We start from the raw sequence: 14,056 nt of genomic DNA on the forward strand, positions 1-14,056 counted from the left end.
CACACAAGTAAAACGTTCAGACTTGTGAGTTGCACAACATAGCTCTTATAAACAACCATTTAATAAACTAATTAAACCCTTAACTATGCGTAAAATTTTTACTTTGCACATCTCTTTCACGGCTTAAGCTAAACTTAACTAATTGTTAGTCAGCTCTCTACAGGGCCTGGAATTATCATTTCTTTTATTTCAATAATCTAAATTATCCATTAATATGCGATACTTATGGCTGTGCTTTGCGGTTTTTTTCGGAACTGCAATCAAAGCATCAACTGGCTTGGCTAAAGGTAATAGTGAAGGGATAGGCAATTTTAAATTATCTTTTTTTCAGGATACAGTCCGTAAGGACACTTCCGCAAAAGATACTTTATTGAACGACAGTATAGTAAACATCCGAAAAACGTTATACAACCGTTTTTCAGACAGTGTTAAAACTACTCCTGATCAGTTATCGCTTTTTCCGGCTATTTCATTACAGCAGTACCTTAAAGGCCAATACGCCGGCCTTTACGTTCAGGAACCATCCGGCGAGCCGGGTTCTGTTCAAAACATGTTCATCCGCGGCGCTGCAATGCCTTTACTTTCACGCCGGGAAGTTTACCAGGCGCAACCTTTGGTAATACTTGATGGTATTCCGCTGATAACGGAACACCCTTTTGCGTTTGATCTTCAGCAGTTTGATTTTAACCGCCCCGGGCCTGCAACCAATGTATTTGCTAACATTGATATGAATAATATCGCGTCGGTTGAGGTACTTGCTGATTTGTCGGCATCTGCTATTTACGGACCGCGCGCAGTTAACGGCGCTATCGTGCTTACTTCAAAAAAGCCTGGCAGCGTTCGCAGCATAAGCTTCAACTCGTACATTGGTATGGTTCAGCGCCCGTCGGTAACTACTATCAACGGTAAGTATGAAAACGCTTTTCGTCAGCGTTTTTACGATTTGTATACCACAAACGGGCGCTACTCTGATGATGAAAATTATCCTATCTACCTAAGCGACTCGCTAAACAACGTTTATAGCGGTCGATCAGACTGGACCGATCTTTATTATCGTAACGCGCTTATTCATGGCATTAACTTCGGTATCTCCGGAGGTACAAGCCGTGCTAACTTCCGTTTTACATTGGGTAACACTAAAAATCAGGGTGTTGCTGATGATACCGGTATTGATAGATACAGCGCTATGTTTAATATAAACATGAAGCCGGTGCCATGGTTGGTTTTCTCGGCAATGGTTAACGCAAACCGTTTAGAGCGCGATCGTAACCGTTACCTGCGCGACCGCTTTGCCCAGGTAAACTATTTCCCTGACCTGAGCGCGCCACTCCCGCCAAACAAACAGTATTACGCTGATTATCTAAATCAGTATAAAAAAGGTTTTGACGATAATAAAACCAACCTGATACAAGGCTTCGCTCGCATTGGCGTTGAGTTTGGCAAGTTTAAATGGAGTACCACTTTTGGTGTTGATTATAACGAAGGTTACCGCGACGTATTTTACGCACGTACCTTGTTACAGGGCAACAGCTATGCATCAAACTTTTATGGTTTTAACCAGCGTTTAATGTTGGATAACAAAGGTTCGTATGATTTTACGCCAACCAAAAACCATCAATTACACGTTGAGGTAGGCCAGTCTATACAGTGGGATACTTATAAATATACTAACGCTTACGCTTATAAAGGCGCTAATGATTATATCAAAATAAACCTGCTTGAGTCTGATCCTACTAACGGGAACTATCTTAACCCCTTAGCTTTCCCGCGGGAGTTAACTTACCGCTTTCTGGATAAGACAGGTGATAACCTGCTGTCGTTTTACGGCAAAGCCGACTATACCATCAATGATAAGTATATGATCTCGGCAACCTTGCGTACCGATGGGTCATCAAACGCGCAACCTACCAAACGCTGGTTCGTTTCTCCGGTGGTGTCTGCCGCCTGGAGCATGAAGAAAGAGTTTTTACAGGATAATACTACCTTCAGCGATCTGGTGTTACGTGCCAGCGTTGGCCGTATGGGCCGCTTAAACGCTTACGATAATTACGCGCAAGGCCCGCAGTACACTGCTACAACAGGTTACACTGGCAACCTAACTGTTCCGGGTTATAATGCTATCGCTGTATTAACCAGGCCTTACAGCGCGGGATGGATAGGCTACGGCATTCCATGGTCATATTCAGACCAGATTGATATTGGTATTGATGCGGGTTTCTTTGCAGAGCGCCTGCGCTTATCAGTTGATCTGTACTCAAAAACTGAAAAAGACCTGATACTTGGCGTGCCTGATTATGCCGAATATGGTTATAAACAATCGCTGGAAAACGGCATGTCTGTAAACAACCGTGGTATTGATGTAACTATTAAGGCCGACATCATCAAGCAAAATACTTTCGGGTGGACATCATCATTAAATGTTAATCATAACAGTAACAAATTAAAATCATTGCCTCGCGGTTTAAATGAGCTGGTTATCGGCAACCGTTTGCTGAGAGTTGGTCAGCCATTTGATCAGTATTGGTTACTAACTAACGACGGTATTTATAATTCCGTGAGTGAAATTCCGGTAGTTGACGGTCAGCCGTTAAAGTATAACGGTATTGCTTTGCAGCCCGGCGACCCGCGCTGGAGAGATATTAATGGCGACAATAACATCGACAATAATGATAAGATGCTGATGGGCCATTCTTTACCAACCATATCAGGTGGTTTTGATAACAACCTGCGCTATGGCAGTTGGAACCTTAACCTGAATTTCTATTTCAATCTTGGTCGTAAACTGATCAATCAGGATATGGCTAACAGGTTTGATTTTGTGAACCGTGAAGGTAACAGCAACATCAGTTCAGTTAAAGAAATAACCTTTTGGGAAAAACGTGGTGATTACTCAAAATATCCAATGTACAATCCTTGGAGCACAGTTATACCGTATCGTACCGATCAGGACCTATTCCTGGAGAATGCTTCGTTCCTGAAGCTGCGTACAGTTGCTTTAGGTTATGACCTCACCAAGCTGTTAAGCCGCAAAAATGTTAAAGTGAGCCGGTTATACGTGTATGGCTCGGTGCATAATGTTTTCACCCTTACGCCATACACCGGTCAGGATCCGGAATTGGTTAGCTACGATGGTTTTGATCCAGGATACGGATTGCCAATACCGCGTACTTACACGCTGGGTGTAAAAATGGATTTGTAACAGGATGTTAACGTAAATCTGAAGTAAAACAAATGAAAAAGATATTATATATAGCACTGCTGTTTTTGGTAGCACTAACCGGATGTAATAAGATACTGGATAAGGATTCGGTACGTGTGGTAGGCGAAAAAAACATGTGGAACAAGCTGGAGGATGCCCGTGCCGGTATAATGGGTGTTTACGCGCTCACCCGTTCCGCTCTTTCAGACAATAACGGCCATTGGATTTATGGAGATGTGCGTACAGGTGAATTTTTAAGCCCTAACCGCCAGGATTTAAAGGCAGTAACATCAAACCAGTTAAACGCATCATATCCCACAATTGATGCGCTGTCGGACTGGACACGCTTTTATGCGGTAGTTAACGCAGCCAACATATTTATGGAGCGTATTGGCGAGGTAAAGGCGGTTGACAGGCGCTACACTGAGAACAACATGATTGTTGATGTGGCACAGGCTCGTTTACTTAGGGCCTTCGCATACTTCTACATGGTACGTATTTGGGGTGATGTGCCCTTCATAACAAGTTCATATGACGGTAAATTTGAAAATAAACCGCGCGAATCGCAAGCTAAAATATTAGTTTGGATAGAGCAGGAACTACAAAAGTCCGCCGCTGACTTACCTTTTATATACAGCGCTAATGATGAGCAACAACCGGGATCATATTATGGCGAAGGTGATGGCCGTTGGGGGGGCGCTTTGGCAACCAAGAACACAGCTTATGCTTTATTAGCACACGTAGCGGCATGGCAGGGAAATTATGATGATGTTGCTACTTACGCAAAGTTCGTTGAGGATAATTATGGTAAAAGCCGTATCAATTATCAGTCAACAACTGATCTGACCAATTCAAACGGATTTTTTTATAATAAAAATACCAGTCAGATGTTCGGTTTCAACTCTGATTGGGGACACATTGACGGATCTGTAACCGGACATATTGAAGAGTTAACCCTTGCGCAGCCGGTGGTTACTAAAAACGTGCCCGATATCTACATGCCGAAAGATACTATACTACGAGTATTTACCTTACTAAATGATCAACGCTTTAGCCTGGATACATTAGGCCAGCCACGCAACGAGAGTTACTTTGTTAACTTCAACGGTAAATATCCAATCTTTAGTAAAATCAAAGTTATCCAGGGCGGTACTAATGATCCTAATTTCAGATACTTCACAAGCGCGCTGATATTCACCCGCCTGGAAGATATTGTCTTACTTCGCGCAGAGGCGTTGGCTGTATTGGGTGACACAAATGGCGCCTGGAACGAGATTGTCAATATCATGACGCGCCGGGGTGTAACTACCATTTTTCAAACCGGCGATGTAATAGACGTAGTTTTTCAAGAGCGCCGTCGTGAATTGATGGGAGAGGGGCATCGCTGGTACGATCTTGTTCGCTATAATAAGATAAAACAGAATAACCAACAGTTTATGCAACTGATAAATTCTCAGGGTATTTACTGGCCTATTTCGCGCAAGCTTATTTCACAAAACAACCAATTAACACAAAATCCTTACTGGAAATAAAAATAAACATATATGAATACGATAAAAAGATATATGAAAACTCCGGCACTGCTGTTTTGTGTAGCGGCAACATTTTTTGCCTGCAGCAAAGATGGCGGTTACTATAACGCCGCAAATAACGATCCTCAATTTGCCGGTAATACTTACGATTACCTGAAGAGTAAACCCGGCGTGTATGATTCACTTATAGCTGTTGTTGACCGCATGGGCCTTAAACCAATGCTTACAGATAGCAACGTTACCCTTTTTGCGGTAACTAACCCGAGCTTTCAATTGGCGATAACAAACTTAAATACGCTTCGCCGCCAAAGTGATAAGGATCCCCTTTACCTGTCGAACATAGATGGCGTTCACTTGGACACCATGGCCTCTTACTATATAATCAGAGGCAGATATACGTCAGACTCGTTAACCTTGCAGGATGGCCTTGACTTGCCAAGCGTTCGTTTTGCATACCCTATGCACGGTAAACTGGTGAGGAATTCAGCTTCCGGTAATGTTAACGCAGGTCCGGTTGCTGTAGAGTTTAGCAACACCAAGCGCAGTAAATTCATTCGTAATTGGTCAACCACTACAACCGGTTCAAATAACATCATCACAAAAAATGGTATTGTTCACGTGGTTAGTCCTGACCATATTTTTGGTTTTGATGAGTTTGTAACCAGGCTAACATTTGTGCCGCCGCCACCGAATCTGATGTTAGAGATCGGAGGTAAGCTTAGCGTATTGCGTGATAACGCTGGTGGACCAGACAATGGTGAAGGATCGAAAAAAGTTATTGACGGCGACGATCATACCAAATTCCTTGCTGAGTTTCAGGGCCGTTTGTGGATGCAATACGAACTTAAAGAACCGGCTGTATCCGGCGTTTACACGCTTATTTCAGCCAACGATGCACCGGATCGTGACCCACGCGCCTGGACTTATGAAGGATCGATGGACGGTAAAACCTGGGTGGAACTTGACCGCAGAAGTAACTTCTTCTTTGAAGAAAGGTATCAAACCAAAGTATTCAGGTGCGACAATACGGTCGCTTACAAATTCTATCGTATAGATATCTCCGAGATTAACGGCAGCGGTGCATTCCAGTTAGCTGAGTGGACTATAAACCGTGCGAATTAAGAGATGAGTTACAAAAAATTAAACATGATGCCAACCATGTATATAAACGTAAAAAAATCAATTGGGCTGATGTTGCTTGCCTGCATCGCGCTAAGCAGTTGTAAAAAAATATTTGATTTGCCGGACGAAAAGGAATACCTCAGTTCGCGAATTAATTATAACAATAAAACCTTCGATCCGATTTTGGGTCGCAATAACGTAATGGGGGGATTTAACGGAGATAACTCCACCCAGCCTATTAAATTTGAGATAATTAATGCAAGGTTTGGCGACGGCCGGCCGGTTACTGACCTGTTTCAGGTAAGGCCAACTTATGTATGGACGAAGGCTTACACCGGTTTGGAAAAGAGCATTGAGGAAATTGAATCAAAGCGTAAGCTTGAGGATCACCCGATGTTTGAGGTTCGCCAGTCAGGCGAGTTCATTTTGTGGGCATCGTCAACAAATGAGTTGATTACGCCAAGAGCTGCCGATACCACAAATTTTCCGCAGGATACCCGTTATTTTGATGTACGCGTTACCAATAGCGGCGGCAGTGCAATTATACGCGATCTGTCAGTTCGGCCGTTCCGCGAGCGCCCTTACGAACCATCTGATGACTTTAACATTTATTCGGGCGGCCCGGCACCACATCCAAAATCACCTAACAACCCTAATAGCCGCAATTATATCAGGCCTTTCTTAAATAACGTTATCGGCGCACAAAGCGATCAGCCATTGCGTAGTAACGATGATTATAAGGAAGTAGTGGTTTACATACGCCCGGTACCGGGTGGTTCGGGTAACTCAATAAGGTTTAAATTTTTAAACAAGGATTCGGTAGCCATTAATCCGAATTTGTTTAATGAAACCAAATGGGATAGGATCGTGCATGGCTTTAATATGGAGAAAACCAACGAATATGTACAATATACCGTTGCATATCCAATTCCGCTGGTTGAAGTGGTTACCAATTATGCGCCGGGCGGAAGCCGCGATCACGCGGAATTCAGCTACTCTCGTAAAGGTTTTGGTGGCGGCAGAACAGTGGCCTCGTTCGGCATAGACTTCGCCATCTACAAAAAAGGCGATTGGGAAGTGGTGTTCCACTTTTTAAAGGAAAATCCAAAGTTTGAAGACGAATAAAAACCATAAAGCCATCACAATGAGAATACTTAGACTATTTTATACAGTGCTTATTGTTTGCGTAATATGCGGCACAAAAGTTTATTCGCAACAAAAAAAGGTTGTAACGGTAAGCGGTACCGTTATTGACAAAACAGCAAATATTGAGTTGCCCGGCGTAACCGTGGCTGCTGACGGCAAAGGTTTGATACAAACCGACGGTAAAGGCCGGTTTACCGTAAACGTTCCTGAAAATGCAACCCTTTCGTTTTCATTTATGGGTTACGCAACACAAACGGTGAAAGCAACTGCTGCTTCAAAAAACATAGTTATCAATATGAGCGAAGATAAAAAAGCGCTTAACGAGGTAATTATTGTGGCATATCAGAAACGTGCCAAGGAAACCACAACCGGTGCGGCGGTGAACATCTCCGGTAAGGACATACAGGATATACCTGTTGCTAACTTTGAGAGCTTGCTACAAGGTAAAGTAGCCGGTTTAAACGTACAGAACAATACGGGTGCTCCGGGTTTCCGTGGCTCGGTGCAGGTACGTGGTCTGTCAACCTTGAGCGTTCAGGGTAGCGGTAACGAATCTTTCCTGCAACCAACATCACCGCTTTATATTATTGATGGTGTGCCGCTGGATGCTGATAAAGCGTCAGAGTTTGGTTTTCAAACTCAAGGTCCAGGCGTAAGCCCGCTATCCTTAATACCTGTTGAAGATATTGAAAACATACAGGTAATGAAGGATGCGCAGGCTACATCAATGTACGGTTCGCGCGGTGCATACGGTGTAATTATCATCACTACTAAACGCGGTAACTCAAAGGTGCCACGTGTTAGGTATACCACCAATTTCTTCGTGCAAACTCCACCAAAGCTACGCGAAACATTGGGTGGTAATGCCGAGCGCCAGTCGAAAATACAGCAGATATTATCTAATGCTCGTACCGAACAGCAGTTGCGCCAGTTAGGTCTTACTGATTTCCTGGCTGACAGTTTGAATGCGTATTGGAACAACTCTACCGACTGGCAATCAGTTTTTTATGCTACTACTTATAACCAAAGCCATAACCTTGCGCTTGATGGTGGCGATCAGCGCTTTAATTACAAAGCCAACGTTGGCTACTTTTCTCAAAAAGGTGTAATTAAAAATACCGGTTTTGACAGGTATAACCTGAACATGAACATGGAGTTTAAGCCGAATGATAAGTTTCGCTTCTTCGGTTCATTATTTGGTTCGGTAGGTAACCAGGCTAAAGGCGACGGTGTGGGCTTGCTTCAATCAGGTGTTGCGGCAAATGGTCAGGCATCAACGTTGTTGCCGCCACCTTCATTTTACCTTTCATCAAATGCGGTTACATCAGCATTACGTACACAAAACAGCAACAGTTCGAGGAATTTGCGTACCAACGTTGATGGTAGGTATGAATTTATTCCGGGTCTCGCATTGTCATCAAGTATAAGCTACGATTATACATCGGATGCTGAAGCAACCTTTACGCCTGCGGCAGCAAACTCACAGTACGCCAGGGTGTATGATTTTGAAGGCCGTAACTACACGCTTTATAACCGTAACGCTATCACTTACTCAAAAACATTTGGTAAGGATCATAACCTGTTTGTAAACACCTTTAACGAGATATACAAACAAGGCGCGCAGAGCGGCATCATCCGCCAGGAGCGTACCCCTAACGACCAATTGCAGGGCCCGGTAGGATATGATGCTTACTACTCTCGTGGTGGTGGTGTTTTATCAAACTATCGTAACGCTACAATTGCTTCGTTCGCCGGTTCGGTAACTTATGATTATCAAAAGAAATACGTTGCTGAGTTTTCATATCGCCTGGATGGTACATCGTCTAACGGTTTAGAAAATCCATACTCAAAAAACCCTGCGGTTGGTTTAAGGTGGAACTTTAATAAGGAAAACTTTTTGAGCGATTTGTCATGGTTAAGTTTTGGTAGTTTGCGTTTAACCTGGGGCCAAAACATTGTGCCAAGCGGTACGCTGCAAAGCATTTACGGTGTTTACAACCTTAACGGTAATTTTAACAACAACCCAACCATTGGTATAAATAATGATTTTATACCCAACCCTGCGCTTAAGCCTACTACTACTACACAGTATAACTTTGGTTTCGACTTAGGTCTTTTCCGTGAGAGACTTACTGTAGTGTTTGATACGTATTATAAACACGTTGATAACTTACTGTTTGACCGTAACCTGGCAAACATGACAGGCTTTGGCCGCCTGGCAAGTAACGATGTGGGTATTGCCAACTATGGTTATGAGTTAATGGTAACGGCAAGGGCTGTTGATACAAAAGATTTTAAGTTAACGGTATCAGTTAACGGCGCTATCAACCGCGATATGTTGCTTAAACTACCGGTTGAATATAACGGGCAATATATCCGTTTTGATAATAGCGGTTACAGGCAGCACATTGTTTATCGTGTAGGTAAAAATACGCTTTCAAACTATCTGCGCATTAATGAGGGTGTTTATGCATACGATACCGACGTACCGGTTGACCCGGTTACCGGTAAGCGTTACCAAACCAACGGAACGTTTTTTGAAGGTGGCGATCCGAAATTTAAAGACGTAAACGGCGATTATATACTTGATGACCGTGATTATGAAATTACAGGTAATTCACAACCATTGCTTACAGGTGGTATCTCAACCAACATCGTTTACAAAAACTGGGGGCTTAACGTTTACGGCTCATTCACCGCTAACAGAACCATTTTGAACAACGCCTTGTCTGACCGTATGGCCATCATGCGCGATCCGTTCTCTCTTTTGGCTGTAGTACCGCTTACAAATATGAATATATGGCGTAATCCGGGTGATGTTACCAGGTATCCAAACCCTTATGACTTTGCGCGTTTTAACCAGATCCAACCGCTGCGTCCGGATCAAACGTTATGGGCTGAGCAAGGGACTTATTTTAAAATCAATAACCTGACCCTGTCATACATGTTTAACCGCAACGCGATCAGGAGATATGGTTTTAATAACCTGAGGGTATTCTTATCAACTGACAACTTGGTAACCTTTTCAAGATACACAGGCCCTAACCCCGAAAACGTAACCTCGTTAGGCCGTGACATTTCAAACGGTTACCCCGTAGCGCGTACATACAACTTAGGATTAAACCTTGAGCTTAACACAGGCAAATAAAACAGCAGTTATGAAAAAGATCATTACATCAATTTTGATAATAGCAGGAGGTTTCTGTTTGCCGTCCTGCAAAAAATTCCTGAATATACAGCCTATTGATAAGCTGACAGGTAACAACTTTTACCAATCTAAAGAGGACGTTCTGGCAAATATCTACGATATGTCTCGCCGGTTTTTTGGAAAAGTGAACGAAACGCATTTTATCGGCGCTACCGGCGAATACCGTTCGGGCGAGGTGCTGCATGAGCCACAAGCGGATGTAGGCCCGGCAAGGGAATATGTAGAGGTGCTTGGCCGTAATGATTTGTTGACGCTCTTACAAGGTGGCAGGCCGTGGGACTTTTACAACTTCGGCGCAATTACCGATTGGACCGGGTATTATCAGGTTATTCAAAGTGCCAACATTTTGATAGAAAAGTTAGACGAAGGTATACCAGGCGTAAGCGCCAACGAGGCAAACCAGTTTAAAGCTGAGGCCGCTTTTATCCGCTCACTATCTTACTTTTTTATGGTGAGGTTATACGGAGATGTAGCTTACTATACAGATGCTTTTCACTCTGAGCCATTACCTCGTGAGAACATGGTATCGGTTTTAAATAAATGTATTGCTGATTTAAAGGCCTACAAAAACTTTTTACCGTGGACATATAGTGACCCGGCTTTAAAAGGCGTTCGCGCAAGCAGAGGTAGCATTATTGCGTTGCTGATGAACATGAACATGTGGAATGCGGGCTTTGATCGGGCGAACGCTAATAAATACTATACTGAAACCGCAGAACTTGGTCGTGAATTGGTAGCAAGTAACGCTTACAGATTATTACCTATTGAACAGTGGTCAACAGTAATAAAAGGCCGTTCAGAGGAGAGCTTGTTTGAATTTTACCGCAGTATCAACTACGGCGATCAAAATAGGGACGTGGCACCTTTTGGTGATATGTTTCTTCACTATCCGTACAAACGTCCGGAATATACACACCGTGTAAGCTTCGCTTATTTCCGTGCGGAATATATGCAAAAGCTTTATCCAAGTGCGGCCGACAAAAGGGCTACAGCCTGGTTTGACGAAGATATTTACGCTGACAACGGTAAATTCATGATGCTGAAGTTTGCGGCGAATACGTTTGCAGGAGGTGAAGAGAACGCCAACCCCGACAATACATTTATGATTTTCAGGTATGCGGGTGAGATATTGCTGTGTGCCGAAGCTATGGCGGAGCTAAACGAGGATGGAGATGCAATTGATATGCTTAACCGTGTACGGAGAAGGGCAGAGGCTCCTCTTTACAGCGGCGGAGGCGGCCAGGAGCTAAAGGACTTCATCTTTTTAGAGCGCTCAAGAGAGCTAATGGGTGAAGGCCATCATTATTTTGACTTGGTGCGCACACGCCGCATACTGAGCAGCCAGTGGTCATACAACGTACTAACGCTTGACAAATTTAACCGTGGCGCCTGGACCTGGCCGATAAACAGTAATGCACTCGTTAACAATCCATTCATGACCTTGAACACCTATTGGGTAAACGGCGGTAATTAAAATATTATAAAGATGATAAGAAATTTTAAAACCATGTTATTCGCTCTTACAGGCCTGTTACTTGTTTTGGCCGGATGTAAGCGTGACGAATATTATATAGACGGCGGCAAAGCCCAGGCTGACTATCCGGGTAGCATGCTTGACTACCTGGAACAAAAACCGGTTCCGTTTGACACTATTGCGCAAATAGTAAAGCTGGCCGGAATGGAAGACGTTTTTCGCAACGAGGATTTTACCTTTTTCGCTCCGGATGATGATGTTGTTAAACGTACAATCGGATCGTACACCCGTGGCGGTTTAAACCGGGAATTATTTCTGGTTGGGCGTGATACGGTTAAGCAGTTATCAGACATAAGCCCGGTTGTTTGGCGTAAATATTTGATGCGTTATATGTTTAAAGGTGTAAACCGCCTTAAAGATTATCCGCAGATTGATTTGGGGCTGCAAAGCCAGTATCCGGGTCAGCTTTATTACACTAATGGTAACGATGTATGTAACATAGGCGTAATATACGGTGATGCTAACGGTGTGAAATATATCGGCCCACGTAAGTTAAATATAATTTATATACCTGATATAGCTAATCCAACATCAGGTACAGTTACGAACGCTATCTCATCGTCAGATATAAAGCCGCGAAATGGTGTTGTACATACCCTGGCGTATTCAGGTACTACATTAGGGTATAATTTTGGGGAATTTTTTGATGACGTTTATTTTACTGGTTTAACCTCATCAAGTAACTAACAGCAAAATTGTAAAACATGAAAAGAAAGATATACATAATTATACTTTTAGCAATAATGGCTGTTGGGCAGGGTTGCCGTAAGGAAAAGGTTGTTCTTACAGATCCTTATGCCGATGGCAAGGAAGTGCTCGGCATTACCTTAAACCGTGATGCGGTACCCGTGCCGGCAGCTGGCAGTCCGGGTACCGAGGTTACTTTTAAAGTAACCGGTTTAATGAAATATAAAGATCAGGCCCGCTTTTTATTTAACGGTGAGGAAGGTGAGATTACGTCAATAACCGATTCAGAAATAAAAGTAAAAGTTCCGGAATGGGGTAGTACCGGTATTACGTCTATCGTAATTGACGATCAACTGGTTTTAGGCCCTGAGTTTAAAGTAAACGGCTTGGTTAATATCGATCCGTCATTCCGTGCAACTAATGGCACAAACGGAGCCGTTAATGATGTTTTTCCGCTTGCTGATGGCCGTAACCTGGTTATTGGATCATTTACCAATTACGATAATAAGGGCATCATTGTACCAATTAACCGCATCGCGCGTATTTCCGGAGACGGCGAATACGACCGTAGCTTCCGTACCGGCAGGGCAGCGAATGGCTCATTATCAGGTATAATCGAAACTAATAATAGGTTTTATATATCCGGTGGCTTCAGTGGCTATAACCAGCGTACCGAAAATGTGAGTAACATTACTGCGCTTACCAGTACCGGTGCAATAGATACCATTGGCATAAGGGTATTTAAAAGAGGTAACAAAACCAACGATACATTGAAGTGGTTTCCGAGGTTTAACGGCGGTACTAATAGCTATATCGATAAAATATATAAGCATCAAAACAAAATCCTCGCGGTGGGCGGATTTAGGTACTATGTACGCCGCACATACGGAAAGCCTAATTACGATTTTTCACGTGATACGGTGATTTTAGACAGTACCGAGATCCGTCAGGTGCTTCGCTTTAACCTGGATGGTACGCTCGATTCAAATTTCCGCTTCAACAAGCAAACCCGCAAAGGCAACGTTTCGGCAAATGGCCCTGTAAACTCGTACATGCATACTGAGGGCGCCAATGCAGAAAAACTGGTATTATTCGGTCGCTTTAGCACATTTGACGGAAAAACCGCGGGTAACATTGTGCGTTTAAATGTGGATGGCACTATTGACGAAACTTTTCAGTCAGGAGTAGGTGCTGACAATACCATATCTTCTTTAACTTATAATAACGTTACCAAAAAATATCTCATCAGTGGAGTGTTCAGAAACTATAGCGGCAAACCGGCGTATGGTTTGGCATTGCTAAATGAGGATGGCTCGCTTGATCAATCATTCCAGGGCAAAACGTACGATAATTTTATAAGCTTTTGCAGGCAGTTGAACGATGGGTTGATCGTTATATCGGGCGGCTTTAAAAAATATGACAATATAACCCGCAACGGTTTTGCCATACTTACTGCAACCGGGTCATTAGCCAAAAGTTACAATGCCACCGGCCCATTTGCTGGTAGTTTGAATAATGTTATTGAAACCCAATCAGCCGATGGTAAACGTGCCTTATTACTCATAGGTGGCTTCTACAAGTTTGATAACGAAGACCGTTACAACATCATAAGGGTAACTTTAGAATAA

8 protein-coding genes are annotated in these 14,056 nt (G+C 43.2%); all 8 read left to right on the forward strand.

Annotation, left to right across the window (positions count from 1 at the left end; translation table 11 throughout):
• Positions 1–277: 277 nt before the first annotated feature.
• From LT679_RS03245 to LT679_RS03280, 8 genes are read left to right on the forward strand one after another with little or no spacing between them, the layout of a single operon-like run.
• Entirely contained in the window at positions 278–3,199 is a 2,922-nt protein-coding gene (locus LT679_RS03245) for a SusC/RagA family TonB-linked outer membrane protein (RefSeq protein ID WP_232175519.1), read from the forward strand.
• A 32-nt stretch (positions 3,200–3,231) separates the two neighbouring features.
• Positions 3,232–4,731 (forward strand): RagB/SusD family nutrient uptake outer membrane protein, encoded by a 1,500-nt coding sequence (locus LT679_RS03250; protein ID WP_232175520.1) that lies wholly within the window; start codon positions 3,232–3,234, stop codon positions 4,729–4,731.
• Positions 4,732–4,743: 12 nt separating this feature from the next.
• Positions 4,744–5,853, forward strand: coding sequence for a discoidin domain-containing protein (locus LT679_RS03255; RefSeq protein ID WP_232175521.1), 1,110 nt, complete (start codon positions 4,744–4,746; stop codon positions 5,851–5,853).
• A gap of 3 nt (positions 5,854–5,856) precedes the next feature.
• Positions 5,857–6,978, forward strand: coding sequence for a DUF5007 domain-containing protein (locus LT679_RS03260; RefSeq protein ID WP_232175523.1), 1,122 nt, complete (start codon positions 5,857–5,859; stop codon positions 6,976–6,978).
• A gap of 19 nt (positions 6,979–6,997) precedes the next feature.
• Positions 6,998–10,147, forward strand: coding sequence for a SusC/RagA family TonB-linked outer membrane protein (locus LT679_RS03265; protein ID WP_232175525.1), 3,150 nt, complete (start codon positions 6,998–7,000; stop codon positions 10,145–10,147).
• A 10-nt stretch (positions 10,148–10,157) separates the two neighbouring features.
• Positions 10,158–11,681: a RagB/SusD family nutrient uptake outer membrane protein gene (locus LT679_RS03270; protein WP_232175527.1), complete on the forward strand. Its 1,524-nt coding sequence runs from the start codon at positions 10,158–10,160 to the stop codon at positions 11,679–11,681.
• Between the two features lie 12 nt (positions 11,682–11,693).
• Positions 11,694–12,428, forward strand: coding sequence for a hypothetical protein (locus LT679_RS03275; protein WP_232175529.1), 735 nt, complete (start codon positions 11,694–11,696; stop codon positions 12,426–12,428).
• 17 nt (positions 12,429–12,445) lie between these two features.
• Entirely contained in the window at positions 12,446–14,056 is a 1,611-nt protein-coding gene (locus LT679_RS03280; protein WP_232175531.1) for a DUF5008 domain-containing protein, read from the forward strand.

The organism is Mucilaginibacter roseus (genome assembly GCF_021215455.1).
Classification (GTDB): Bacteria; Bacteroidota; Bacteroidia; order Sphingobacteriales; family Sphingobacteriaceae; genus Mucilaginibacter; species Mucilaginibacter roseus.

Coding starts and splice junctions, on each gene's coding strand:
- LT679_RS03250 (WP_232175520.1), top strand. CDS start 3,232: ATGAAAAAGATATTATATATAGCACTGCTGTTTTTGGTAGCACTAACC.
- LT679_RS03255 (WP_232175521.1), top strand. CDS start 4,744: ATGAATACGATAAAAAGATATATGAAAACTCCGGCACTGCTGTTTTGT.
- LT679_RS03260 (WP_232175523.1), top strand. CDS start 5,857: ATGAGTTACAAAAAATTAAACATGATGCCAACCATGTATATAAACGTA.
- LT679_RS03265 (WP_232175525.1), top strand. CDS start 6,998: ATGAGAATACTTAGACTATTTTATACAGTGCTTATTGTTTGCGTAATA.
- LT679_RS03270 (WP_232175527.1), top strand. CDS start 10,158: ATGAAAAAGATCATTACATCAATTTTGATAATAGCAGGAGGTTTCTGT.
- LT679_RS03275 (WP_232175529.1), top strand. CDS start 11,694: ATGATAAGAAATTTTAAAACCATGTTATTCGCTCTTACAGGCCTGTTA.
- LT679_RS03280 (WP_232175531.1), top strand. CDS start 12,446: ATGAAAAGAAAGATATACATAATTATACTTTTAGCAATAATGGCTGTT.